25 protein-coding genes and 1 pseudogene are annotated in these 23,636 nt (G+C 66.8%); 18 read left to right on the forward strand and 8 right to left on the reverse strand.

Going from position 1 to position 23,636, the window contains the following annotated elements:
- Window positions 1-710: SpoIIE family protein phosphatase (locus EJK15_RS52635; protein WP_171075046.1), on the forward strand; the 710-nt coding region annotated here is incomplete at its 5' end.
- 90 nt (window positions 711-800) lie between these two features.
- Here EJK15_RS52635 and EJK15_RS71625 read toward each other — a convergent pair.
- A complete protein-coding gene (locus tag EJK15_RS71625; protein ID WP_171075047.1) occupies window positions 801-953 on the reverse strand; it encodes a hypothetical protein in 153 nt (50 codons plus the stop codon).
- A gap of 266 nt (window positions 954-1,219) precedes the next feature.
- The gene (locus tag EJK15_RS52640) at window positions 1,220-1,645 is read right to left on the reverse strand and encodes a MarR family winged helix-turn-helix transcriptional regulator (protein ID WP_138718003.1); all 426 of its coding nucleotides are present in this window, start codon (window positions 1,643-1,645) and stop codon (window positions 1,220-1,222) included.
- A 108-nt stretch (window positions 1,646-1,753) separates the two neighbouring features.
- Between EJK15_RS52640 and EJK15_RS52645 the strand changes: the two genes are divergently transcribed.
- The 8 genes from EJK15_RS52645 (at window position 1,754) to EJK15_RS52680 (ending at window position 9,882) form a co-directional block, all read left to right on the forward strand.
- A complete protein-coding gene (locus tag EJK15_RS52645) occupies window positions 1,754-2,647 on the forward strand; it encodes an MBL fold metallo-hydrolase (RefSeq protein ID WP_138718004.1) in 894 nt (297 codons plus the stop codon).
- A 146-nt stretch (window positions 2,648-2,793) separates the two neighbouring features.
- Window positions 2,794-3,231: a S26 family signal peptidase gene (locus tag EJK15_RS52650; RefSeq protein ID WP_138718005.1), complete on the forward strand. Its 438-nt coding sequence runs from the start codon at window positions 2,794-2,796 to the stop codon at window positions 3,229-3,231.
- Window positions 3,232-3,243: 12 nt separating this feature from the next.
- Window positions 3,244-6,117 carry an AfsR/SARP family transcriptional regulator gene (locus EJK15_RS52655; RefSeq protein WP_138718006.1) on the forward strand — a complete coding sequence of 958 codons (2,874 nt, stop codon included), beginning with the start codon at window positions 3,244-3,246 and terminating at the stop codon, window positions 6,115-6,117.
- A 74-nt stretch (window positions 6,118-6,191) separates the two neighbouring features.
- A complete protein-coding gene (locus EJK15_RS52660; protein WP_138718007.1) occupies window positions 6,192-6,386 on the forward strand; it encodes a hypothetical protein in 195 nt (64 codons plus the stop codon).
- Between the two features lie 58 nt (window positions 6,387-6,444).
- On the forward strand, window positions 6,445-6,966 hold the full coding sequence (locus EJK15_RS52665; protein ID WP_138718008.1) for a MauE/DoxX family redox-associated membrane protein: 522 nt from the start codon (window positions 6,445-6,447) through the stop codon (window positions 6,964-6,966).
- Window positions 6,967-6,980: 14 nt separating this feature from the next.
- A complete protein-coding gene (locus tag EJK15_RS52670) occupies window positions 6,981-7,478 on the forward strand; it encodes a TlpA family protein disulfide reductase (protein ID WP_138718009.1) in 498 nt (165 codons plus the stop codon).
- Window positions 7,475-9,271: an ABC transporter ATP-binding protein gene (locus tag EJK15_RS52675; RefSeq protein ID WP_138718010.1), complete on the forward strand. Its 1,797-nt coding sequence runs from the start codon at window positions 7,475-7,477 to the stop codon at window positions 9,269-9,271. Before EJK15_RS52670 ends, EJK15_RS52675 begins: the two co-directional genes overlap by 4 nt.
- 113 nt (window positions 9,272-9,384) lie before the next feature.
- On the forward strand, window positions 9,385-9,882 hold the full coding sequence (locus EJK15_RS52680; RefSeq protein ID WP_138718011.1) for a DinB family protein: 498 nt from the start codon (window positions 9,385-9,387) through the stop codon (window positions 9,880-9,882).
- Here EJK15_RS52680 and EJK15_RS52685 read toward each other — a convergent pair.
- The 4 genes and pseudogenes from EJK15_RS52685 to EJK15_RS52700 form a co-directional block, all read right to left on the reverse strand.
- Entirely contained in the window at window positions 9,836-10,519 is a 684-nt protein-coding gene (locus tag EJK15_RS52685) for a phosphotransferase-like protein (RefSeq protein ID WP_206061649.1), read from the reverse strand. The genes EJK15_RS52680 and EJK15_RS52685 overlap by 47 nt on opposite strands.
- A 52-nt stretch (window positions 10,520-10,571) precedes the next feature.
- The gene (locus tag EJK15_RS52690; RefSeq protein ID WP_138718013.1) at window positions 10,572-11,531 is read right to left on the reverse strand and encodes an NAD(P)H-dependent flavin oxidoreductase; all 960 of its coding nucleotides are present in this window, start codon (window positions 11,529-11,531) and stop codon (window positions 10,572-10,574) included.
- A 215-nt stretch (window positions 11,532-11,746) separates the two neighbouring features.
- A pseudogene (locus EJK15_RS52695) lies at window positions 11,747-12,219 on the reverse strand (NAD(P)-dependent oxidoreductase).
- Window positions 12,216-12,593 carry a hypothetical protein gene (locus EJK15_RS52700; protein WP_240777773.1) on the reverse strand — a complete coding sequence of 126 codons (378 nt, stop codon included), beginning with the start codon at window positions 12,591-12,593 and terminating at the stop codon, window positions 12,216-12,218. Before EJK15_RS52700 ends, EJK15_RS52695 begins: the two are co-directional and overlap by 4 nt.
- A gap of 61 nt (window positions 12,594-12,654) precedes the next feature.
- Between EJK15_RS52700 and EJK15_RS52705 the strand changes: the two genes are divergently transcribed.
- Together EJK15_RS52705 and EJK15_RS52710 are read left to right on the forward strand one after the other, a co-directional pair.
- Window positions 12,655-13,122 (forward strand): MarR family winged helix-turn-helix transcriptional regulator, encoded by a 468-nt coding sequence (locus EJK15_RS52705; RefSeq protein ID WP_138718014.1) that lies wholly within the window; start codon window positions 12,655-12,657, stop codon window positions 13,120-13,122.
- 723 nt (window positions 13,123-13,845) lie between these two features.
- Window positions 13,846-13,998 carry a helix-turn-helix domain-containing protein gene (locus tag EJK15_RS52710; RefSeq protein ID WP_240777774.1) on the forward strand — a complete coding sequence of 51 codons (153 nt, stop codon included), beginning with the start codon at window positions 13,846-13,848 and terminating at the stop codon, window positions 13,996-13,998.
- 409 nt (window positions 13,999-14,407) lie between these two features.
- Here the strand turns inward: EJK15_RS52710 and EJK15_RS52715 are convergent, their stop codons facing one another.
- Window positions 14,408-15,295 (reverse strand): DeoR/GlpR family DNA-binding transcription regulator, encoded by an 888-nt coding sequence (locus EJK15_RS52715; RefSeq protein WP_206061650.1) that lies wholly within the window; start codon window positions 15,293-15,295, stop codon window positions 14,408-14,410.
- A gap of 255 nt (window positions 15,296-15,550) precedes the next feature.
- Here EJK15_RS52715 and EJK15_RS52720 point away from each other — a divergent pair, with 255 nt between their 5' ends.
- The 6 genes from EJK15_RS52720 (at window position 15,551) to EJK15_RS52745 (ending at window position 21,440) form a co-directional block, all read left to right on the forward strand.
- Entirely contained in the window at window positions 15,551-16,858 is a 1,308-nt protein-coding gene (locus EJK15_RS52720) for an ABC transporter substrate-binding protein (protein ID WP_138718015.1), read from the forward strand.
- A 62-nt stretch (window positions 16,859-16,920) separates the two neighbouring features.
- Window positions 16,921-17,883: a carbohydrate ABC transporter permease gene (locus EJK15_RS52725; protein ID WP_138718016.1), complete on the forward strand. Its 963-nt coding sequence runs from the start codon at window positions 16,921-16,923 to the stop codon at window positions 17,881-17,883.
- Window positions 17,884-17,889: 6 nt separating this feature from the next.
- Window positions 17,890-18,732 (forward strand): carbohydrate ABC transporter permease, encoded by an 843-nt coding sequence (locus EJK15_RS52730; RefSeq protein WP_138718017.1) that lies wholly within the window; start codon window positions 17,890-17,892, stop codon window positions 18,730-18,732.
- Window positions 18,733-18,786: 54 nt separating this feature from the next.
- Window positions 18,787-19,647 (forward strand): ketose-bisphosphate aldolase, encoded by an 861-nt coding sequence (locus EJK15_RS52735; RefSeq protein ID WP_138718018.1) that lies wholly within the window; start codon window positions 18,787-18,789, stop codon window positions 19,645-19,647.
- 1 nt (window position 19,648) lies between these two features.
- Window positions 19,649-20,860 carry an ADP-dependent glucokinase/phosphofructokinase gene (locus tag EJK15_RS52740; RefSeq protein ID WP_138718019.1) on the forward strand — a complete coding sequence of 404 codons (1,212 nt, stop codon included), beginning with the start codon at window positions 19,649-19,651 and terminating at the stop codon, window positions 20,858-20,860.
- A gap of 169 nt (window positions 20,861-21,029) precedes the next feature.
- Window positions 21,030-21,440: a hypothetical protein gene (locus EJK15_RS52745; protein ID WP_138718020.1), complete on the forward strand. Its 411-nt coding sequence runs from the start codon at window positions 21,030-21,032 to the stop codon at window positions 21,438-21,440.
- Between the two features lie 51 nt (window positions 21,441-21,491).
- Here EJK15_RS52745 and EJK15_RS52750 read toward each other — a convergent pair whose 3' ends face one another.
- Window positions 21,492-21,941 carry a SpoIVB peptidase S55 domain-containing protein gene (locus EJK15_RS52750; RefSeq protein ID WP_138718021.1) on the reverse strand — a complete coding sequence of 150 codons (450 nt, stop codon included), beginning with the start codon at window positions 21,939-21,941 and terminating at the stop codon, window positions 21,492-21,494.
- 603 nt (window positions 21,942-22,544) lie between these two features.
- Here EJK15_RS52750 and EJK15_RS52755 point away from each other — a divergent pair.
- Window positions 22,545-23,513, forward strand: a complete 969-nt coding sequence (locus EJK15_RS52755) for an ankyrin repeat domain-containing protein (protein ID WP_138718022.1) — start codon at window positions 22,545-22,547, stop codon at window positions 23,511-23,513.
- The last annotated feature ends 123 nt before the right edge of the window (window positions 23,514-23,636 follow it).

Below are 23,636 nucleotides of genomic sequence, written 5' to 3' on the forward strand. Positions count from 1 at the left end.
TGCCCGAAGGCAGTCTGCTGGTGCTGTACACCGACGGCCTGGTCGAATCCTCCACCCTCGACATCGACAAGGGCATGGCCGACCTCGCCGAGGCGCTCAGCGGCACGATCTCCGGGGCTCTGCCCGGAGCGCCGTGCCGACACCAGGTTCACACCGCCGCGCCGGAGCTCAACTACGCCGAGTGCCTCGAATCCCTGTGCGACAGCCTCATCGCCACCCTGCTGCCCGGCAGGGAGGGGACCGCCGACGACGCCGCCCTGCTCGTCGTCCGCACCCACGCGCTATCGGACGACGACATGGCCTCCTGGCCGCTGCCCAAGCACCCCAGAGCCGCGCGCCAGGCCCGCGAACACGTCCGGACCCAGCTTCACGCCTGGGACCTGGACGACCTGTCGATGACCACCGAACTGCTGGCCAGCGAACTGGTCGGCAACGTCATCCGCCACGCCAAGGGCCCCATCCACCTGCGCATGCTCCGCAGCAACGTGCTCACCTGCGAAGTCTCCGACGGCAGCCTCACCACACCCCGCATCCGCCGCGCCGCCGACACCGACGAAGGCGGACGCGGACTCCAACTGATCTCCGCGATCGCCCACCGCTGGGGCACCCGCTACACCGCCACCGGCAAATGCATCTGGACCGAACAGCCCCTGAAGCCCGCATCACCCGCCCCGCTCACCGATCGAAGTGACCTTGGAGCTGTTTCTTAGATCTACTGACAGTGAGTGGCGACAATGTCACGATCGGCACATGAGTCATGGGCGATGTGACTGCCGAGCGGCTGGCGCACCTGGCGGGAGTCAGCGGGGCACGAAGCCGCGGTAGACGACGCGCCGCCGCCAGAGCACCGGCCACTGCCGGTCCCTGATGCCGCTCAGCACGAGGGCGACCACCGCACCGGTGAGGAGGCTGCCGACGATGGCGCTCATGACGAGCATGAAGACGATTTCCATGACGATCCCTTCGCCAGAAGTTCAAATTTGAACTTGTTGCGTAAACAGCGCCCTCCCTCGCCTTATTCCGAGGGTTCGGCTTTGAGCTGGTGCAAACAGGTGACGCTGACCGTTTGAGTGCCGGCGAACCACCGTGGCGACCCGCTCGACCGAGTTCCAGACGGTGTTCCGTGGTGGCGCGACATCCTGGGACGGCTTCTCCGCGATCTTCGCTTCGGGGCTGGTGGCCTTGGGGAGGCGAGCCCCTGGGAGGTGGTCCTAGCGGATCAGCGGACGACGGCGCGGGTGAGGAGGCGCTGCAGGGCGTCGTGTTCCTCGGGGGACAGCGGGGCCAGCGGGGAGTCCTTGGAGAGCAGATCCAGGAGGCGCTCCTGGAGTTCGGCACCCGCGGACGTCAGGACGAGCTGCTTGGCGCGGCGGTTGCCGGGGTGTGGATGGCGCTCGAGGTAGCCCTGTTCCTCGAGGCGGTCGGCGACGAAGGTGGCATTGGAGGGCTCGCAGCTCATCCGTTCGGCGAGCTCACGCAAGGTCATGGGACCGGTCAGCTCGCGCAGCGCGACGCCCTGCGAGGCGGTCAGGCCGAGGGTGGCCGCGCGGGCCCGGACGTGCGCCTCGATCTGCTTGGCCAGGCCGTTGACCAGGCCGCAGAGCCGGCGGTCGGCCTGGGCCTGGGTCTCGCGCTCGTCGGTCATGGCCGGATTCTACTACAACTCGAATGATTGCAATTGGAATCGTTCTAGTTGTAACGTTCTGCCTGTGCCGCCGTCCGGCGGCGTCTCCCCGAGCACAAGGCAGGAATCATGGCCACGACGACCGTCTTCGACCGCGCGCGACTGAGCCACGCGCCGGGCATCCGCTCGCTCGAGTTGGGGGACCTGACGATCACCTATGTCCCGGACGGGGTGGTCCGGCTCAAGCCGCGCGGCTGGCTGCCCGCCGCCACCGCCGCCGACTGGGCGAACCACCGCGACCACCTCGACGATGGCGGCTTCCTGGTCGCCGGGATCGGCGGGCTGCTGGTCGAGCGAGGTGATCGAGCGCTGCTCATCGACGCCGGGTTCGGACCCGAGTCCTACCCCGACGACCCGGCCAACCCGCTGCTGGGGCAGTTGTACGGCGGTGAACTGCTGGACGGCCTGCGCCGGCTGGGCCGTACGCCGGGGCAGATCGAGGCCGTCGCCATCACCCACCTGCACACCGACCACCTGGGCTGGACCTGGAGCACGGCACCCGGCGACGACGCACCACCCTTCGCGCACGCCGCCCATCTGGTTGCGGCGCCCGAGTGGGAGCGGCGCGACCTTGCCGCCGAGGGTGGCGCCACCGAGCAGCGGCTCGCTGTCATGGCGCCCAGGGTTCACACGATCGAGGACGGCGAGGAGATCTTCCCCGGCGTCCGGGTCTCGTTCGCGCCCGGACACACCGTCGGCCACACCACCTACACCATCACCGGCGGCGACCGGCGGCTCATCGCGTTCGGCGACGCCCTGCACTCGCCGGTCCAGGTCACCCACCCCGAATGGTCCTGCGGGCTGGACCACGACCCCGCTGAATCCGCCGAGCACCGCCGCCGCCTGGTCGAAGAACTGAGCCGCCCCGACACGATCGGCTACGGCGGCCACTTCGCCGACGTGGTCTTCGGACGTGCCGAGCGCTGCGCCGACGGCCGGTTCGCCTGGGTCCCCGTCGCCTGACCGCCTGCCACCGTACGGATGCGGGGATCTGCCCAAGTTTGCGACCAGCCGTACGGCAGAGCGGTGCCTTGATAGGGTCGCGTCCCAGCGGAGATCGTTTCGCGGAAAGACGCACCCCTCCGGGGGGCCGACCGTGGAAGAGCGCCATGAAGATGATCATCTGTGGGTTCGTACTGGCGGCATGGTGGGCAGCCCTGTGGGCGCGAAGGCGCTACGTAGTGGTCACGGTCGAGGGGACGAGCATGGCACCGACGCTGTCCGACGGCGATCGGGTTCTGGTGCGCAGGCGCCGGATCGACCAGGTCAGCATGGGCGATGTGGTCGTGCTCGAGCCGCCGCTCACTCCTGCGGAGCTCGGACCGGCGGACCCGAACGGCCGGCAGTGGAACATCAAGCGTGCCGTCGCGTTACCCGGAGACCCGGTGCCGCCGGGGATCGACGACAGCGTGACCCGGGTGCCCGCCAGCGCGCTGGTCGTCCTGGGTGACAACGCCGACAGCGTCGACTCCCGGCAGCGCGGGTTCTTCGACGCCGACCGCTTGCTCGGGGTCGCGCTTCGCCGGTTGGGTGGGCCACCGCTGTAAGGCGGGTACATCGTGCGGTTTCGACTTCTCGGCCCAATGCGGATCCAGGCCAACGGAGCGCCGGTCAGGATCACGGCGCCCAAGCAACGTACCGTTCTCGCCATGCTGCTGGCCCGGGCGGGTCACGTCGTCCCGATCAGGTCACTGGTGGCGGAGGTGTGGGACGAGCGGCCACCCCGCTCCGCGGTGGCGAACCTGCGCACCTACCTCATGCAACTGCGCAAGCTGTTACCGGACGAGGAGCGGCTGGTCACCGCGGACGTCGGCTACCTGCTGCGGGCCGGACCGGAGGAGCTCGACCTCTTCGAGTTCGAGGCGCTTTCCGCACGCGGTCGCCAGGCGCTGGCCAGGCGTGATCTGAGCGCCGCCGAGGAGGCCTTCACCCGAGCCCTGGCGCTGTGGGACGGGACCGCGGCGGAGGACGTGCCGCTGGGGCCCACCCTGCGCGAGGTGGTCGCCCGCCTCACCGACCACTACCTGGGCGTGGTGGAGGAACACGCGGACATCCAGCTCGCTCTCGGCAGGAACGCGACGGCGGCCACGCGGTTGCGCGAGGTGATCGGGCAGTATCCGCTGCGCGAGCGGCTGCACGGTCAGCTCATGGTGGCCCTGTACCGCAGTGGCGACGTGGTCGGCGCACTGGACGCGTTCGGGGCCGCTCGCCGGGTCCTGGCCGACGAACTGGGCATCGATCCCGGGCCGGACCTGCGCCAGCTGCAGCAGGCGATCCTGCGCAGGGACACCGCTCTGCTGGCAGCCGACCGTGACACCGCGGCCGTGCCCGTCGATGACGGGCACTCGCGTCCACGTCTGCTTCCGCGAGCTCCCATGGTGTTCGTGGGCCGGTCGGCCGAGCTGGCACACCTGCACACCGTCCTGCACGAAGGGGCGGGCCCATCCGTGGTGGCGCTGCACGGCCCCGGAGGTGCGGGCAAGTCGGCGCTCACCTTGAAGGCGGCACACGGCGTGGCCGACCGCTATCCCGACGGCCAGCTCTACGTCGATCTCCAGGGATCCACGCCCGGCCTGCCGCCCCTGCGGCCGGCCGAGGTGCTCGGCCGTTTCCTGCGCGCGCTGGGAGTACCGCCCGGCGACGTCCCAGCGACACCGGCGGAGGCGGCCACCCACTACCAGTCGCTGCTGGCCGACCGGCGTGTCCTGATCGTCCTCGACAACGCCGTCGACGCCGCCCAGGTGGCGCCGTTGCTGCCGGCGGGCAGCGGCTGCGCGGCACTGGTCACCAGCCGCGCCGCGCTGACCACCATGGAGGCCGTGCCCATCGCCGTCGGCATGCTCGACGAGGCGGAGTCGGTGCGCCTGCTGACGTTGCTGACCAGTCCGGAGCGGGTGACCGCCGAGGCGGAAGCAGCCGCGGAGATCGCGCGCTGGTGCGGCTACCATCCGCTGGCGCTGCGCATCGCCGGCGCCCGGCTGGCGGGCCGGCCCGACTGGTCGCTCGCCCGATTCGGCGAGCGGCTGGGTAACCAGCAGCGGCGGCTGGACGAGCTCCAGGCGGCCGACCTGCGGGTGCGAACCTGCTTCGAGGTCGGGTACGGGACGCTGACGAGCACCGCGAAGGCGGCCTTCCGCGTGTTCGGCGTGCTGGAGGTGCCCGAAGTCGGCGTCGAGCTCACCGCCGCGCTGGCCGACGTCGACCAGACGAGGGCAGAGGCCGCGCTCGACGAGCTGACCGAGGCACGACTGCTCGAGCCGGTCGGCGACGGCCGGTTTCGCATGCACGACCTGCTGCGGCTCTTCGCCGCGGAGCTGGCCGCCGCCCATAATGCGCCGGAGGAGCGCACGCGGGCGGTCGGACGGGCCCTGGACTGGTACCTCGACCGCTGCCGCCAGCTGCAGGGTCTGCTGCAACCGCACCTGAGGCCAACCAGCGGAGGCACCCGCGAATCCGGTGCGGGCCTGCGGGATCTCCCCGCGGCCGTGCGGTGGCTGGACACGGAACTGCCGTGCCTGGTGGCGGCAGCCGTACAGGCGGCGAAAGGGGAGCCGGGCGGCTTCGTCGTCGAGCTGATGGCCCTGATCAAGGCCATCGCGATGAAGAGCGGCTACTGGCGGGAGCTCGAGACCATCGCGCGGCTCGCCGTCGAGGTCGCGCGGCGTGACGGTGACCGCGCCGCGGAGGCGCCCACGCTGGCGACGCTGGGGCTGGTGGAGTGGAGGTCCGGCCGGCCCGAGGCGGCGCACGGCCTCCTGCGCCGGGCGCTCGATCTCTGGCGTGATATGGGCGAGCGCGGGGAGGAAGGGCTGGCGCTGCACAACCTGGGCTGGTTGTGCATGCAGACCGGAGATCTCGACGCGGCCCTCGACCACATCAGCGCGGGCCTGCTGCTGCTCGAGGCGCACGGGTCGAACCGTGTCGGGCTGGTCGCGCACAACCTGGGTGAAGTCCTGCTCCGGCTGGGCCGGTACACCGAGGCGGTGGACCGCTTCGAACGGTGCCTGTCCATCCGGCGGGCCGATCGCGACCTGTACGGCGAGAGCATCACGCTGGCTGCGCTCGGCCGCGCCCACTGCCTGCTCGACCAGCGGGAGGAGGCGCTGGCGGTGCTGGCGGAGGCACTGGTCCGCTGTGCGGAGACCGGCAACCGGGAGGATCAGTGGGAGGTTCTGCTCAGCAGATCCGAGATCCGTCTGCGGCAGGATGATCCGGCCGCGGCCGCGGCCGACCTGGACCGCGTCCTGGAGCTGACCACCAAGATCGGCGATGCTTACGGCCACGCCGCCGGCATCCGCCAGCTCGCCAGAGCACGCGCGGTCCTTGGCGATCCGCGTGCCGCAGCGGACGCCGGCAAGGCCGCGGAACTCTTCGCCGATCCCGCGACGCGGCGCGATCCGGTGCTGGAGAGGCTGCTCACCGCCCGGTTGTAGCGCGGCTGTATGGGGTGCTGTATGGCCTCCGCATAGGTTTCGGCTAACCGCATCGCTACCAAAGGAGCAATTCCATGACTGCTGTTCTTGGCAGGCTCGGCGACCGGATTCTCGACAAGCTGGTGCCCAAGGCGTCCGCGAAGGCGGCCGCCGAGTGGTACGTCCACTGCTACTGCAGGGAGCGCTCCGACTACCGCAAGCTCTGCACCACCGCAGGCGGCTCGACCCGCTGCGGGTCCTGCTACGTGTACAGAGTCTGCGGTGGCTAGGTAGGACACCCAGGTCTGGCGGCGGTGCCCGCCGCCAGACCCAGCGCGAGGTGAAGACTTGCTGTATCTCCTGATCGCGTGTCGGGCCCTGCTGGCCGCCGTCTTCGCGATCGCGTTCGTGGGGAAGGTCCGCGGCCGCGCGGCGTTCGACGAGTTCGTGGCCTCCGTCGTGGTCCTCGACGTCCTCCCGCGACGCGTGTCCGTAGCGGGCGCGCACGCGCTACTGGCCGCTGAGGCCGCGGCGGTCCTCCTGCTGGCGTTGCCGTCGACCGTACCGCTGGGGTTCGCGGCCGCTGTGGGGACGCTCGTCGTCCTGACCGGCGGCATCCTCGCCGCCCTGCGCCGAGGGCGGCAGGCGCCGTGCCGGTGCTTCGGCGCTTCCGTCACGCCGCTCGGCCGGGTGCACGTGGTGCGCAACCTCGTCCTGGCCGCCCTCGGCGGCGTCGGGCTCACCGCCTGGACCATCACCGGTGCGTCCACTCCACATCCGGCCGGTGTCGTCCTCGCACTCGTCGCGGCCGGCGTGGGCGCCCTGCTCGTGGTGCGCCTCGACGACCTGATGGAGCTGTTCACCGTCTGAAGTGAGGTTGCCTGATGCCTTTCCTGGTTGCCGCTGTCGTGTTCGTCGGCCTCCTGTGCCTGTTCAACCTGGTGCTCACCCTGGGGGTGCTCCGCCGGCTCCGCGAGCACACCGCTGAGCTGGAGCGCCTCGCCGGACGCTCGATGCTCATGCCGTACGATCCCGGCGTGCTGGTCGGTCGCACGCTCCCCGAGGCCGCGGCGGGTGCGCGACTGGTGGGCTTCTTCGACGTCGGCTGCAGCACGTGTCACGAGCGCGCACCGCAGTTCGCCGAGGCGGCGGGGAAGCAGCCCGCCTTGGCGGTCATCACCGGCGACGGCGCGAAGGTCGACGACCTCGTCGCCGTGGTCGGCGGCGTGTCGAGCGTGATCACGGGCGACGAGGCCGGCCGTCTCATGCACACCCTCGGCGTGGAGGCGTTCCCCACCTTCCTCCGGGCCGATCAGGAGGGCAGGGTCGTGGCCGCGCACACGGAGCTTGCCGAACTCACCGCCATGTCGACGGCGACATGACCTCGGATCGGCTGCGACGGGCCGCCACACTGGGTTTACTGTGCTGGCGGGCGGGACCTGTGCTGGCGATGTCCCAGCTGGCGGTCACCGTCGTGGCCGGGCTGCTGCCCACGGGCACCGTGTGGATGACGAAACTGCTCATCGACGGGCTGGCGGCGGGTCTCTTGGAACGGGTGCTGGGACCGGTCGCCGGACTCGTCGCGCTGGGGCTGGCCGCCGGGGTGCTGCCCCACGTCACGGGATACCTGCGGGCCGAGTCGGACCGCCGGCTCGACCTGTTGCTGCAGGATCGCCTGTACACGAGGGTGAACGGGTTCCAGGGGCTGTCACGGTTCGAGGACCCGGCCTTCCTCGACGAGCTGCGGATGGCCACGCAGGCCACAGGCGGCGCGATGGGGCCGATCACCTCGGGCCTGTTCGACCTCTGCCGCAACGTCATCACTCTGGCCGGTCTCCTCGGCGCGCTGGCCGTATTGAGCCCCCTGATGGCCGGGCTGGTGGCCGTCGCGGCGCTGCCCACCCTCGCCGCCAGGATGTCCCTGGAAAAGCGGCGGACCAAAATGATCGCCGGACAGTCTGCGGCGGCCCGGCGGCAGATCTTCTACTCCTCACTGATCACCGACGTGGAGGCCGCCAAGGAGGTCCGGCTCTTCGGGCTCGGCGACTTCCTCAGGCGCCGGGTCATCGGCGAGCTCACTTCGATGCAGACGGCCGAGCGGCGGCTGGACCGGCGGGAGGCGCTCACGCAGTCGTTACTGGCGACACTGTCCGCCCTGGTCAGTGGCACAGGGTTGGTCTGGGCGGTGTACTCCGCCCTGGCCGGGCGGCTTACCCTGGGCGACGTCACCGCCTTCGCCGCCGCCGTGGCCGGCACCCAGGCCGCCCTGATCGCGACCGTGGAGAACGCGGCCAACGCGAGCCTCGCGCTGCTCCTGTTCGACCACCACGAGCGGGTGATGTCGCTCACCGACGACCTCCCACCGCCGCACAGGCCCGCCGCGCTGCCGGCCCTCCGGCGCGGCATCGAACTCCGCGACGTGTGGTTCCGGTACGACGAGAGCCACCCCTGGGTGCTGCGCGGCGTTGACCTGACGATCCCCCACGGCGCGTCGGTCGCGCTGATAGGGCTCAACGGAGCAGGCAAGAGCACGCTGATCAAACTGCTGTGCCGCTTCTACGATCCGTCCCGCGGGGCGATCCTCTGGGACGGCGTGGACATTCGCGACGTACCGCCGTCCGAGTTGCGCGCCAGGATGGGCGTGCTCTTCCAGGACTACATGAGCTACGACCTCACCGCGGCGGAGAACATCGGCGTCGGCGAACTCGAGGCGATGTCCGACCGGACCACGATCCAGACCGCCGCCGAGATGTCCGGAGCCGATCAGTTCGTGCGGGCCCTGCCTCACGGGTACGACACGATGCTGAGCCGGATCTTCTTCGGACCAGAAGACGACGCCGGAGTGGTGCTCTCCGGAGGCCAGTGGCAGCGACTGGCCCTGGCCCGCGCACTGGTACGCGAGCACCGCGACCTGCTCATCCTCGACGAACCCAGCTCAGGTCTCGACGCGGAGGCCGAATACGAGGTGCACCGGCGGCTGCGCGAGCACCGGGCAGGACGCACCAGCCTGCTCGTCTCGCACCGGCTCGGCGCGGTACGGGACGCCGACCTCATCGTGGTGCTCGGCGACGGGAGGATCGTCGAGCAGGGAACCCACGACGACCTCATCACCGCGGGCAACGGCTACGCCCGGCTGTTCGAAACCCAGGCCAGCGGCTATCGCGTCGAGGTCTAGGACCATCAGAGAGCGGGGAGAGGGACGATGTGGCGCCAGACTGATGCGTACCCCGTGGACCAACCTGGTTGCTCAACGCCTTGAACGTCAGTGGCCTCTGACACGCTGAGCGCATGCCGAATCTGTTGCCGCCCTTACCCGATGAGCGCTCGGCCCTGCTGGCCTTTCTGGAGGAGCAGCGCCACGCGATCCGTGCCGCCCTGCGTGACCTCACCCTGGAGCAGGCCGTCTCTGCTCCCAGCGCCAGCGATCTGTCGCTCGCCGCGATCCTCAAACACGTGACCCATGTCGAGCGACGCTGGATCGTCGCGGGAGTGGCCGGCCGCCCCGAAGGACTCTGGCCCGTCACCGACTGGGACGCCGAACTGCGAATCGAACGGGAAGACACCATAGAGAGCCTGCTCGGCGACTATGCCAACGTGGCGGACGAGACCACGAAAGTGATCGACTCGGTCACCGATCTCGGTCAGGCATGTGCTCTTGAGGACTGCGCGCACTGGTCGGTCCGATGGGTGCTCCTGCACCTGATCGAGGAGACCGCACGGCACGCCGGGCACACCGACATCATCCGGGAATCACTCGACGGCGCCACCGCACTGGATCGCCGCTGACATCTCCCCCACACCGGCCTTCCTGGGCTGCCCTGCTCCGAATTGCCCTTGTACGGGGGCCGAAGGGCCCTCCGGGCAGAGCGGCAACGATCAGCTTGGCGACTTCCGCCGGCCCGTGAACGGAGGTATCCACCTCCACGTCATAGCAACCATGCGCATGGACCGGCTCATCAAGTGGCGGCACCGACGTCATCCTGTCGGTTCGCCCTTGCTCACGTCGTTCCACCTCCTCCAGGGGACACCGAATCCCGACGAACAGCACCGGAATCCCCTCGAACAGAGCGAGGTAGTGATCCAACATCGGCGGTGTGATCACCGCCTCCGAGATCACGTCATGACCGAGCAATGTGAGACTGCGCAGCATGTGCAGGTAGCCATCGAGCACTCGACGGAACAGCACGCCTCCGTGGTCCTGTCGCCAGTACCGGCGCGGGTAGCCACCGCGTAACGTCGGATAGGCGAGCTTCCCTACGTAGTCGTCCAGCGCGTTGAACGTGGCGCTGAAGACCACCGTCCGGTAGTAGGACGCCCATCCGGAGATGATCGGACTGAGCTTCCAGATCAGCGCCGATGCCGAAGCGCCGCGCATCGCGCGAAACTCCTCGCGTAGTCGGCGCCGGATCCGCCGGACGGCCACCGTACTGGCTGCACGTGACGAACGAGCCGGAACGGCACTGACGGTTGGTGGGTCAGCGGCGTCCCGCTCGGGTCAGTGCGTCCTCGGCCTGGGTGGCCATCGCGGTGACCAGGCCCTCCGCCGAGGGCAGGTCGGTGATGAGGTCGACGGCCTCGCCCGCCCAAACCGGCAGCGGCGGGATCGCACCGCGTGCCACGTCGTCCTGGTAGTCCTGAAGGGCTTGGGGATCGGCGGCGAGCTCGGCCTCGCGGCCGCGCCAGCGGTCGAGGTAGGGGTGGCCGAGGGTGCGGGCGGGGTACTTCGACGGCCACCTGGAGCCTCGTGCGATGTCCAGCACGGTGCTCCGCTCGGTGTCCTGGCCCCGCCCCTCGAGGATCGCCTTGGTGATCGAGGGATCGACCAGGGCCTCGGTGGTGGCCTGGAAGCGGGTGCCGATGAGCGCTCCGGCAGCACCCAGCACGAGAGCCGCCGCCACACCGCGTCCATCGGCGATCCCGCCCGCTGCCAGCACCGGAACCGGAGCTACGAGATCCACCACCGCGGGCACGAACGGCAAAGTGGACCGCCCGCGCACGGCCCCGTGCCCACCGCTCTCGGTTCCCTGAGCCACGATCACATCGGCGCCCAGGTCCACGGCCCGCTTGGCCTCCTCCAGATCGGTGACCTGGAGGATCAACAGAGCCCCTGCCCGGCGGACATGCTCCGCGTATGGGCTCGGATCGCCGAAGGACAGCATCACGGCGCTGGGGCCGTAGCTCAGCGCCAGCTCCACCGTGGCAAGATCGATCCCCCAGGTCAGGAATCCGACACCCCACGGCCCTTCAGTGCCCGCGACGATCGGCACTTCACGTGCCAGCCACTCCGGATCCCCATACGCGCCGCCCAGAATCCCGAACCCGCCACCGCGGGAGACAGCTGCGGCCAGCGCGCCACCGGCCGACCCACCCATCGGCGCCAGCGCGATCGGGTACCGCACGCCGAGCATCTCCGTGAACACCGTCGACAACGTCATGCCCGCATCATGCCGTCTCGTCCGACAGGCAGGATCACAAACGCAGCACCTGGCCTCCGCGGACCGGACCGCCACGGCCAGCGACCGTCTCGTCACAGGCTCTCGGCAACGCGACCGCGTGCACGCCACCCCTTGTGACAGGCCGACGTCAGCGCAGCCGAGGCGATAGCGCGTCTTGAAGCCACACCTGCCGACGAGATGAACATGGAAGCGCTTTATGAGGCCGCCCGCCGACACGGAGCGCTTCCTTGGTTTGGCCCGACGCCCACGGCCCGGCGGATGGTGGCGGGGTGGTCCAGGACGTCGAGCATGGCGCGGGCGAGATCGCTCCGTGCCAGGCTCCAGCCGGGGACGTTGGCATCCATCGCGGTGCGGTAGCGACCGGCGGGCGGGTCGTTGGTGAGGTAGGGCGGCCGCAGGACCGTCCAGTCGCTGTCACTGGCCGAGAGGGTTCGCTCCATGCGTTCCAGGTCACGGTACGCCCGCGCGGCCCCAGCGCCGACAGGACGGCGTCGGTCCCGGTCAGGACCGGGATTAGCGCCGGAGGGTCGAAGATGTCGGCCACGGCGGTGTCAGCGAGATCTCCCAGCGCGCGCACCACCGCCGTGACGTGATGGCCGGCCGCCCGAGCCTGCTCGACCAACTCGCGCCCCGTGCCGCCGCTGGCGCCGAAGACCACGATCTTCATCGGGTACCCTCCGCCCGGCGCAGCAGGACGAGCACGAGAATCGCGAACGTTGCCACCCAGGCGGCCCCGGCCAGCATGAAGGCGATGCCTAGCCCAGTGAGCGGCAGGACGCCGCTTGCCGCCAGCCCTACCATGACGACGCCGGAGCCGGCGTTGACCGCGACCGCGACACGGGGCAGGGCGGGATGGCCGCTGAAGATGAGCAGAAGGACGGCTCCGCCCAGCATGCCGACGCCGATGGGAACAATCCAGGAGCCGGGCACGCCGATCACGTCGGCCAGCCTCTGCCCGCCGGCCAGCACGAGGACGCCGAAGATCGCCGTCCCCATGCCGTCGACGCGCAGGCTGACCCGGAGCGCACGCTGTTGCGACACGACACCTCCACAGTTCAAATAGTTTAACTGTTTGATTTTTTGAACTGTATACTCCGTGTCCATGTCCAGCAACTCCGAGGCGGCCCGGCGCGAGATCCTCGAACTGATCCCCCAGGTGGCCGTCTATTTCCGCCAGCACCCCGCGCCGGGGATGCCCGACGGCCTGCGCACCGTCTTCGAGAGCCACTCCCTTACCCGGCGCCACGGTGCGGTCGTCACGCAACTCGGCATCGACTCCCCGCTGACCGTCTCCGAACTGGCCGCACGGCTGGGCGTCTCCCTGCCCAACGCCAGCGACCTGGTGAGCGACCTGTGCCGGGCCGGCTTGGCCGACCGCGCCCCCGACCCGGCCAACCGAAGGCGCACGCTCGTCCACCTCAGCCCCGAGCACCGCGCCGTCGTGACGGAGTTCCTGGAGATGCGGGCAGGCCCGCTCCTGCGCGCGATGGACGCGCTTACGCCCCAGCAGCGGGAGGGCTTCCTGGCCGGGCTGCGCGCGTGGGCAGCCGAAATCGCCGACCGAGAATGAGCCGCCCGCTCGTGCGGGGCACGGCGTGCAAGCGATGATCGGCATGGCCGGGACGAGCAAACCACGCTGCCGGCCGCCGCCCGCTCCGGCTGGAGGGGCTCAAGGGCTGGCGGTTGCCCACGATCACGGCCTGGCCCTGCGCTACTCAGATACCTGATTTCAACGGCGACCGCTTCCGCGTGATCACGGCGGAGCGGGCGCTGTCATTTCTCATCAACATTTCGCCCCGTGTTGATCTCCAGCCGCTGTCGAGACTCGGCCCACCCGGCATCTGGCTGCGAATGCCTGAGCGGGACCATCGGGCCTGATGTACGAACTCATGCCCCACGAGACCCGATTCCGCAGCCAGGAATCGGGCCGCTGTCTATTTGTGCAGCTGAGGGGGCTTTTGAACCCATTACCACTTCGATGCGACGCCACTTAACCGTGATCGCCAACCGGACGAACTTAGCCGGTGACCTGCGCCGGAAGTATCCGAGAATCCACGAACGCCGAGCTCGTACGCCTCGATCGTCACTCTGAGTAGCCGATCTCCACCAGTTCAACCTTGTCATCCGGGTCGTAGTGCAGAACCAAGCCCGCGATCGTGCAGGGCTTGATGGATCGTGTCGGTCACCTGCCTGCCGATCGGCGATGCGAGTGTAGTTCTGGTTCAACATGACGCGCAGCGCATGCACCGCGGGCGCTGGGACTCAGCGTTGCCGAGGTGGCCGAGCGTCTGGAATGACCGACGACGACATCGAATGCATCGAAGAAGGCGGCACCACCCCTACAGTCACCCTCCTGCGCCGGCTGGCCGCGGCTCTCGACGCCGACGTTCGGCTCAGGCCTGTTAACGATCCCGGCTCCGTCTGCTTCGAGGCCCACGCAGCGTGACCGGTAGCGGCCGCCATTCATGGCCAGGGTGCTCGGTAGGTGCTCGGGCGTCGGAAACCGGACGAGCAGGGGACGAACGGGCCGGCACGAAAATCAGCGGAGGTGCGGACGAACCGGACCGTAGACGGACGTGCAAGTGTCCGTCCGGACGCATGTTTCCATGATCGAGGGGACTCTTAATCAGCGGGTCCGGGGGTCGAGTCCCTGGCGGCGACCATCTTTAACTGGCCGTTCTCCTGCCATGGGGAACGGCCAGTGACGTTATGGGTCACACGCGAGTCATCCGGTCATTTCTGGAGCTTCCGGGCGGTGGTCAGGACCAGGCGGGCGGTGTTCTCGGCCACCTCGAAATGACCGGCCATGACACGAATCGGCACCCGGACAGGCCGCCACCTGCTCGTCACCCGAACTACTGGGAATCTTGATTGGCCTCAGGGGCGCCTTCGAGAGTTTCCGGCATGATCAGTTCTACCTCGTTCTCCGTCAGCGCGTCCAAAAGATCGGGCGGCGGGGTGGAGTCTGTGACGAGGTAGTCGGCGCCCCGGAGCTCGGACACCTGGGCGAAGAGCCGGCGACCGAACTTGGACGAGTCGGCCAGGATCGCCACGCGCGCCGCCCGAGAGATCATCTCTCGCATCATCGCCGCCTCGGCGAGGTTGCTCGTCGTGTACCCGGCGGCCGCTGAAACGGCGCCGACCCCGATCAACGCCAGATCGCAGCTGATGTCCAGCTCGCTTCCGTCGGACGCCTGGAAGCTGACGGGGCCGATGGTGGTCAGCGTGAGAGTGCGGACTGCGCCGCCGAAGAAGTACACGTCGCGGACGGCCGAGGGCGACAGCGCCGGGGGGACGAGCAGACTGTTCGTCACCACTGTCAGGTCCCGATGGTTGCGCAGGTTCCGGGCCACGGCAAGAGTGGTCGTACCGCCGTTGATCATGACGATTGACCCATCTTTGACCAGCGACGCGGCAAGTACCGCGATCTTCTCCTTCTCGTGTTCTTCCATCTTGAGCCGCACGTCCACGGCCCGGTCGACCCGAGAAAGGGTCGACTGACTGACCGCTCCGCCATAGGTGCGGACCAAGACGCCGTCGGCGCTGAGCTGGTCCAAGTCCCGCCGGATCGTGTCGATGGAGACGCCGAAGCGCTCCGCGAGTGCGCCGACCGTGACCTCCCCGGTCTCTGCGACGTATGCCGCCAGTTGGGCTCTACGTCCTGCAGGTAGACGACGCTGCCGGTCGTCTTCGTCAAGGGTCACTAACCCTCCCATCTCTGCGGTAGCTGCGCTACGGATCAACGCAACCGAGGAGTGATACAGGCCTAGAACTGCAGATTACCGCACAGCACTGCCCCTTCCAGGCAAGATGCTGCCTACTCCGAAGGCCCGGCGCGGGAAGCCTGCTGCGCCAGCACGCCCATTCCGGTTGCATGCCGAACTGTGCGGTTTCTAGCCGGGTGTTGCATTACTAGGTCTTGTGAGGTGGCGTCATGCGTTGTTAATGTGGCGGAAACCAGCAAAGAGCGGTAACACCTGCACAGCAAGGAGGTCGCGATGACCGGAGGCAGCACCCGGTTGCAGGGCCGGACGAGGCGACTACTCGGGGTGATGGCGGTGGCGATGATCGGCGCCACGGCCGTGGGGTGTGGTTCTAACTCAGAATCAAGCGCGGGATCAAGCGGGGACGGGACCGTCACGCTGGAGTTTGCGCAGTGGTGGGCGCCAGAGCTACCGGCGGGATCGTTCGACAAGCTCATGTCGGAATTCACGGCGCAGAACCCGACCATCAAGGTCAAGCTGTTGAGTGGTCCGTACGCGTCCACGAAGCAGCAGTTGGTGTCCGGAGCGGCGTCGAGGACGCTGCCTGATGTTGTGGGCCTCGACGGCGCATGGGTGAGCGACTTCGCCAAGCAGGGTGCCATCGCTGACCTGTCCGCGCTCATGGCAGCTGCGAAGTACGACTCAAGCCAGCTCGCGAGCCAGATACAGGTCAAGGGGAAGACCTACATGATCCCCGTGGTGAACTTCGTCTACCCCCTGTTCGTCAACGACGATCTGCTTTCGCAGGCGGGGGTCAAGACGCCTCCGAGCACGCGCACGGAGTTCTTGGAGGCGGCCAAGAAGATCAGCGCGCTCGGCGGCAACGTCAAGGGCTGGGCCCTGCCACTCGACGCCGCCGTTCCCAACGGCGTCCAGAATGACGTGATGTCATGGCTGTGGGCATCGGGCGGCAGCATGCTCACCAAGGACGGGAAGCCCGACCTGACCGGCCAAGGCGTCAAGAGCACCGTGGAGTACGTCAAGAGCCTGAACGACGCGGGCGTCATCGCGCCCGGAGCACTCACCATGAAAGAGCAGGACAAGGTCGAGAAGTTCTCCACCGGCCAGATCGGCATGATGATCGATTCCTTGGCTCACATCACGCTGATCAAGAAGAACAATCCGAAGCTGAACTTCACGGTGGTGCCGATTCCTGCCGAGGACAGCTACACCGGCAAGCGCGGCATCCCGTACGCGTCCTGGGGTATCGGCGTCGCAGAGTCCTCGGCACACAAGGCCGAGGCGTTCAAGCTGGTCGAGTTCTTGATGAACAAGCAGGCGAATGCCCAGCTGAGCACGTTGGCGAACGGCTTCCCTGGCAACAAGACGGCCGAGCCGGACTTCAGCACGAGTGACCCGCTGTTCAAGACGGCCTTCGACATCTACAAGGCGGGGTATCCCGCCAACGAGTTCGTGGGGTTGCCGAAGTCCGAAGACCTGATGCGCAGCTTTGATGAGCAGCTGCAGCTCGTGCTCACCGGCAAGCAGAGTGTCGACAACGCCCTCAACAATGCGCAACAGGCCTGGGCGCCGGTGCTCTGACCGTCCGTACTTCGTGGGCCGCGCCGACCGTGCGGCGCGGCCCCCGAACCAAGGAGACATCGATGGAAACCGTGAAACTCGATCCCGCGGCCTCCCCGGGAGCCGCAAAATCGGCATCGGAATCCTCTGCGGACCGAAGGAGAAGGACGCGGCCTTTCCCCGTGCAGCGTGTTGTCCCGTACGGCTATCTCTCGCCGACGCTGATATTGATCTTTGTTCTGATGATCATCCCCATCGCGATGGTGGTCAGCTATTCGTTCAAGGACAACGTGATCGTCGAGCAGAATCCGGTCTTCGCCGGCCTCGCCAACTACACCACGGTGCTCACCGATCCCGACTTCCTGGCAGCGCTGAAGAACACGTTCATCTTCATCACCGTGAGCACTGTCGCTCACCTCGGCCTCGGGCTGGCCTTCGCGACGATGCTCAACACGCCGTTGTTGAGCGGAGTGACGAAAGCCATCTTCCGCATTGTCTACATCCTGCCCTGGCTGTTCACGGTCGCCGTGATCGCGGTCATCTGGCGGCTCATGCTGGACCCGTCCGGGGTGGTCAACTACATCCTGACCACGATCGGCGTGATGCGAGAGGAAGTGAGCTGGCTCTCCGACCCGAACATGGCGCTCTGGGCATTGACATTCATCAACATCTGGGCCGGCTTCCCCTTCTTCATGATCAGCATCCTCGCCGGGTTGCAGGGAATCTCCCCCGTTCTGTACGAGGCGGCCTCCGTGGACGGCGCAAGCACTTTCCGCCAGTTTCGCAATGTGACGATTCCACAGCTGAAACCGATACTCCTCAGCATGGCCGTGCTCGATCTCATCTGGACCTCTCAGCAGTTCGCCCTCATCTGGATGACTACCGGTGGTGGCCCGCTGAATGTCACCGAGATGCTCAGCACCTACACCTACAAGCAAGCCTTCAGCAGTTACGAGTTCGCCACCGCGTCCGCCGCCGCCGTCATAGTCCTGCTGCTCACGATGATTCTGGCCTTCTTCTACGTTCGCCTGCAAAAGGAGAGGTGATCCCCCGTGCTCACCCGCAAAAGGCGGCGCCTCGGCGCGAAGATCGCCGTGCTCGCAGGCTTGTGCATCGGCGCGGCCTTCGCCGGTCTTCCAGTCGTGTGGATGCTGTCGACGTCGTTCAAGACCAATGGGGAAGTCTTCCAGGTTCCGCCGCGGCTGATCACCGAGAACTTCTCGTTCGACGCCTACGCAAAGATCCTGGGCGACGAGACCCAGTTGCGGTTTTTCATCAACAGTTACATCGTCGCGCTGTCGGTGACAGTATTGACATTGTTCGTGGCGATCCTCGCGGCGTATGGATTCAGCCGCTACAACTTCCCGCTGAAGCGATCCGTCAACGCCGTGATCGTCACTGTTCAGGCCGTGCCGCCAATCACACTCGTCATTCCCTATTTTGGTCTCGTGGTGGCGCTCGGCCTGTACAATACTTATCCGGGGTTGATCCTCACGCACATGGTGTTCACCTTGCCCTATGCGATCATCATGATGACCGCGTACTTCAACACCCTGCCCCGGGAATTGGATGAATCCGTCAAGGTGGACGGGGCGTCGAGCTGGACGGCTCTCTGGCGGATCCTGGTGCCCATTTCGATTCCTGGGCTGGTCGCCGTCGGCGTCTACACCTTCATGATCTCGTGGAACGAATACCTGTTCGCGCTGACCCTCACTCGCACCGACGACATGCGCACCGTTCCCATCGGTATCCAGCTCCTGATGGGCCAGCACTCCTACGAGTGGAATCAGATGATGGCCATGAGCATCCTGGGGTCCATCCCGGTGCTCGCGTTGTTCCTCCTCTTCCAGCGGCGATTCATCGGCGGCCTCGCCTCCGGCGCAGTCAAGGCCTGACACATCATCCCCGTCCCGAGCGATAATCTACTGCTCAGAAGGAGAAATACAGCAATGCTGACGACCGGCAAGGTGCTCTTGGCTGTCGCGAACGAAAGAAACTTCGCCGTGCCCGCCTTCAACATCAGCGACTACGCCATGTTCAACGGCATCGTGGACATCAGCGAAGAGAAGAACGCGCCGCTTTTCATCGGCATCCATCCCGACGAGGTACGGCACATCGGAGCGGACGTGATCGCCGCGATGACCCAACGAGCCCATCGCTCGTCCGTGCCGATCGCGATTCACTGGGACCACGGCGCGACCTATCGGGAGATGCTGACCGCGATCCGGATCGGCTTCACCTCGGTGATGATCGATGCCTCGATGCAGTCCTTCGAGGACAACATCGCGCTCTCCAAGAAGGTCGCTGACACCGCGCACGCGGTCGGCCTGTCGGTCGAGGCGGAGCTGGGGACGATCGGCAAGACCGACAGCGAGGCCGAAGACGGCAGCGACGCGATCATCTACACCGACCCGGCGGACGCCGTGACCTTCGTGCAGGCAACGGGGGTGGACAGCCTCGCCGTGGCCATCGGCACCTATCACGGCATCTACCCGAAGACCCTGAAGCCGGAGCTCAAGCTCGACTTGCTGAAGGAAATCAAGGATCGGGTCAAGATCCCACTCGTGCTGCACGGCGGCTCGGGCAATCCTGACGACGAGATTGCGCAATCGGTCAAGCTCGGTATTAACAAGATTAATATCTCGAGTGACATCAAGCTGGCCTACCACATGAAGATGCGCGAAGTCTTGGCCGATGAGAGCCTGCGTGAACCGCTCTCCATCCAGCCGCCGTGCATCGATGCGATGAAGGCGGTGGCCGGGCAGAAGATCGACCTCTTCGAAGCGGCCGGCAAGGCATCTCTGTACTGATATGACCAGTCATGTAGTCCTGGGCTTGGGGGGATGCGTCGACTACGAACTCAAGCTGTCCTCGTCGGTCTTGGAGCAACTTGTCGGCGAGTACCAGATCCACAATGCCGAGCTGACTTCATCTGTCACCGTGACCAACGAGCGCGAACTGGTCATTTCGATTCTCACGTACCTCAAAAAGGGCGGAGGAGGCGAGCACTTCGTCGCCTCCTCCGAATGCCTGAGCGCATTCGCAGGGCGGTTCCCCAAACGAACGGCTCTGGGTGGAACCTCCGTTCGAGCGGCGATGGAGATGAGCCGGCTCGGCGTACCATCCACCCTGCACCTGGTCAGTCTCAACGACATCGTCCGCCGCCTGCTGCCGGCAAGCTGCGACTACATCTGTAGCGGCGACCAGGACACCCTCTATCCGCACCTGATCGTGCAGTACGACCAGGACATGCGGGTTCGAGCAGGTGACATCGACATCCGCGCGCCATTTCCGAACAGATTGATCTACGTCAACGACCCGGCGAACGAGTCCATGCTGCTGAGTGGCGAACTGGGCTCGTTGCTTCGCGACGCACGGGTCTTTCTGATCTCGGGATTCAACGCGGTACGGGACCAGCGAACACTTGACCGGCGTCTGTCCACGCTGAGAAGCCACATGCGGCAACTTCCAGCCGAGGCAGTCGTCTACTACGAGGATGCCGGATTCCACGAGCCGGGCCTCAGTCAACGGGTCCGCGACGCGCTTCTGGAAGTCATCGACATTTACGGACTGAACGAAGACGAGATGCAGTCGCACCTGGGCTACGCCGTCAACCTGCTCTCCGTGACGGAGGTGGCACGCGCCCTCGAATCGCTGCAAGCTCTCATCCCCGTGACGACCCTGGTTGTGCATACCAAGTATTGGTCGGCAGCATTCGGCGAGAGAGCCGGCGAGTACGCAGAGCCACTGAACGGGGGCATCGTGATCGCCAGCACCCGCTACTGCCACGGCGATGAGTACACGAACCACCACTACGAACTCATGCGGAACCGGCCGAGGCGAACGGAGGCGCTGGAGTTCGCCGCGGCTCTGGAAGGCCGAATGGGCGGGGTTGTTCGTTGCCTGCCTGGCTTCGATCTTGACGTTGCCGCGCCCACGACCATCGGACTCGGCGATGCGTTCGTCGGCGGTTTCCTCGCCGCGGTCTCCCGGGGCGGTTCAAGCAGTCAGCGCATCACGTGAGACGATCCGCGCCCGCGTCTACCGGCCGTACTTCGCCGCAGTCGTTCAGAAGTTCGTGATCATGGTGGTGTGAGGCACCGGCAAACATCCCGCCGTCGCTCGATCCGTTGTCCTCGGCGTGAATGTCCTGCCCTGGGGCGACTGTGGCTGGGTGGGCTACCTTCAGACGGTGGATCAGCAGACGGTTCCTACGGCGGGAATGACGATCAGCGTGCGCACCCGCCGGGACGTGGTGATCGTGGATCCGGAGCGTTTCCTGGCGTCGGCCCGCGCGGCGTACCGTGATCTCTACCCCGAGGCCAGCGCGGAAAGCGCGGCCGAAAACGTCCGCGATGTGTACGACGCGGTACACATTCTGCTGGACCGCTTCGGTCGGCTAGCGGCCGATGGACCGGAGACGTTGATCAGATGCGGCCACAGCAGTCCGCAGCCGGGCCAACGCGTCCTGGACCGCCCGGACGGCCTGTCCCCCGCCGGCGAACTCCAGCGGATCGTACTCGAGGACCAAATGCCGCTGCAGGATTACGGCTGCTTCCTCCCCGAAGACCCCTTCGCCCTGCCACCCAACTCCCAGGCCTGAATCCCAGGAACCGCCTCCACGGACCAGCCGAGCAGCGCCGACACTCGTTTATCACTGGCCTGGATCGCACTTGCGTGTCGAGACATGCTTCGTGGCTTTGGTCGCGTCGTTGGCGATGGGAAGGATTTCCTCGGCGGCCAGCGCATACCCGCGGTTCGGATCATTCGGCTCCGCAGCGATGACCATCCCGGCGACCGTGCCGCCTTGAACGATCAGCGGGGCGCCACTCATACCCACGCGCACGTCGGCGGTGAGCGCGAGCACCATCCTGGTGACCTGATGTTTCTTGTATATGTCCGGACCTTCAGCCTCGATACGATCATCGATCTTGATCGGCTGTGCCACAACTTTTCTTGCGCCCTTCGGATAACTGAGCAAGCGGGCATCGCCGAACGACCCCCAGGGGATGCGTAGCGAAAGCGTGGGCACCGGGGTGATGCGCAGCGGAGGCGCAGGCAGATCTGGTACGTACAGGACCGCGACATCACCGTGGCCGAGCATCCGACCAGGACGAGAACGATAAGCAACCAGAACCAACGCATCACGCCCATCCACTCCCTCTTGGGACGCCTCCGCCCCGAATAGGCTCCCCGTCCCGATCGACGTGACATGCAGCTACCGACATCAGATGACGGCCATGTCACACTCCACCTGGACCCCGTCCATCAGGTCACGCCAGGATCCGCACACGCGATCTCCCGCGATGTAGGCCGCATAGGCAACGACGCCTCGGTGCGGCACAGCCGTCAACAATCAAAGCTCCAATCCCACCTTGGGAATCGAGGCTCCTGATCTTGTAAAGATGAGGGGCTTTGAACTCTGGACCCCTTCGATGCGAACCCCGGTGGGGCGTGCCGCTTCCGATCACCGGATGCTATCCGGTGCCGTCGAGTGCTGTAGGGATGACGTCCGTTGATCTCGGCTGCGCTTCCGTGTCAGCGAGTCCGCTGACTTTTTGCTGACTCCGCCTGGCCTCTCAGCGGCCAGTATGACCATCGGAGAACGCCGCCCTCTTGCGGCAACGACTGCGGCCCAGCCCGAAGCTGTCGGCCCCGTACGCCATGATCGGCGTTCAAAGATCCCATACGTCCCTCAAGGAGTGTCATGGTCGTCAACGATGGAACCGGATGGTCCGGAATCGGCTGGGATGGCTGGACGGACCTTAGTCTGATCCGCGCCCGGCTCGACGCGGGCGCCGATCCCAACACGGGCGTGCACTTCCATGTACGGCCGCTGCACGCGGCCGCAGCATGCGGTTCACCCGAGGTGGTCGCTGAACTGGCCCGGCGCGTCGACGACGTCGATGCTGAACACGAGGGCCGTACCGCCCTCTGGGAAGCCGTCTTCAACAGCCGCCCCGACAACGCCCGCGTCCTGGTCGCCGCCGGAGCGGACCCGTGGCGGCCGATGATGAACGGCTGGTCCCCCGGACGGCTCAGTCTGGCCACTCCAACCCCTGATCTGTTCACTCTTCCTGCCAGCGAGGCTGGCCTGTCTGCCGCCGAGACCGCCGCCGTGGCCAAGGCCAGGCATCTGATCAACGCGTTGGGCCACTTGGACCAAGACGGCTTCAGCGTCGCCTGTGTGGCCGGCATCACCGCCGCCGAGGCGGCACGGCGACTGGAGGCCATACCGGCTGATGACAACGACATCGAAGAGATTATGGATGATCCGTTCTCGGACTTGGATGACAGCCTGGCCGTCATCGGCATCACGGACGTGCCCGGCGGATGCGTCGTCTTCCAGCCGTGGGGATACAACGCGTCCACCCCCGGCGTCATGAAGCGCTTATCGGTCGGCTCTGTCTGCTACGGGATGTTCGCCAACGCCAAGAGCGGCAACCAGGGAGCCGTCGCCCGCGACGGCGTCATCGAGGAATGGGACACCCATCCCGGCGGGGGTGCCATCTCCGCCGACGAACCCACGGAGGATATCCTCACCGCCTACCTCTACCACTACCAAGCAGTGGCCTACTGCTTCGCCGGTGCGGGCCTGCAACCGACCGACGCCCGATCGATCACAGATCAACCTGACGTGTGGCTCAGGCTGCCCGAGCAGGACTGGTGGAGCTGACCCGAAAATTCGACCTTCACGTGGGCAGGCGGCAGCGAACCCCGAGCGGCAATGAGCGATGATGCTTCGCGGTGAGTTGTGTCAGGTCGGCTCGGGCTCGATGAGGACGGCCTTGCCGTTGCG

Source organism: Nonomuraea basaltis (assembly GCF_005893125.1).
Taxonomy (GTDB): Bacteria; Actinomycetota; Actinomycetes; order Streptosporangiales; family Streptosporangiaceae; genus Nonomuraea; species Nonomuraea basaltis.

Bases quoted from the DNA above. Each gene is read 5' to 3' on its own strand.
- EJK15_RS71625 (WP_171075047.1), bottom strand. From the start codon at position 953: ATGGAAATCGTCTTCATGCTCGTCATGAGCGCCATCGTCGGCAGCCTC.
- EJK15_RS52710 (WP_240777774.1), top strand. From the start codon at position 13,846: ATGACCGACGACGACATCGAATGCATCGAAGAAGGCGGCACCACCCCT.
- EJK15_RS52650 (WP_138718005.1), top strand. From the start codon at position 2,794: ATGAAGATGATCATCTGTGGGTTCGTACTGGCGGCATGGTGGGCAGCC.
- EJK15_RS52705 (WP_138718014.1), top strand. From the start codon at position 12,655: ATGTCCAGCAACTCCGAGGCGGCCCGGCGCGAGATCCTCGAACTGATC.
- EJK15_RS52740 (WP_138718019.1), top strand. From the start codon at position 19,649: ATGACCAGTCATGTAGTCCTGGGCTTGGGGGGATGCGTCGACTACGAA.
- EJK15_RS52640 (WP_138718003.1), bottom strand. From the start codon at position 1,645: ATGACCGACGAGCGCGAGACCCAGGCCCAGGCCGACCGCCGGCTCTGC.
- EJK15_RS52725 (WP_138718016.1), top strand. From the start codon at position 16,921: ATGGAAACCGTGAAACTCGATCCCGCGGCCTCCCCGGGAGCCGCAAAA.
- EJK15_RS52755 (WP_138718022.1), top strand. From the start codon at position 22,545: ATGGTCGTCAACGATGGAACCGGATGGTCCGGAATCGGCTGGGATGGC.
- EJK15_RS52690 (WP_138718013.1), bottom strand. From the start codon at position 11,531: ATGACGTTGTCGACGGTGTTCACGGAGATGCTCGGCGTGCGGTACCCG.
- EJK15_RS52675 (WP_138718010.1), top strand. From the start codon at position 7,475: ATGACCTCGGATCGGCTGCGACGGGCCGCCACACTGGGTTTACTGTGC.
- EJK15_RS52645 (WP_138718004.1), top strand. From the start codon at position 1,754: ATGGCCACGACGACCGTCTTCGACCGCGCGCGACTGAGCCACGCGCCG.
- EJK15_RS52660 (WP_138718007.1), top strand. From the start codon at position 6,192: ATGACTGCTGTTCTTGGCAGGCTCGGCGACCGGATTCTCGACAAGCTG.
- EJK15_RS52680 (WP_138718011.1), top strand. From the start codon at position 9,385: ATGCCGAATCTGTTGCCGCCCTTACCCGATGAGCGCTCGGCCCTGCTG.
- EJK15_RS52720 (WP_138718015.1), top strand. From the start codon at position 15,551: ATGACCGGAGGCAGCACCCGGTTGCAGGGCCGGACGAGGCGACTACTC.
- EJK15_RS52670 (WP_138718009.1), top strand. From the start codon at position 6,981: ATGCCTTTCCTGGTTGCCGCTGTCGTGTTCGTCGGCCTCCTGTGCCTG.
- EJK15_RS52750 (WP_138718021.1), bottom strand. From the start codon at position 21,941: ATGCTCGGCCACGGTGATGTCGCGGTCCTGTACGTACCAGATCTGCCT.
- EJK15_RS52735 (WP_138718018.1), top strand. From the start codon at position 18,787: ATGCTGACGACCGGCAAGGTGCTCTTGGCTGTCGCGAACGAAAGAAAC.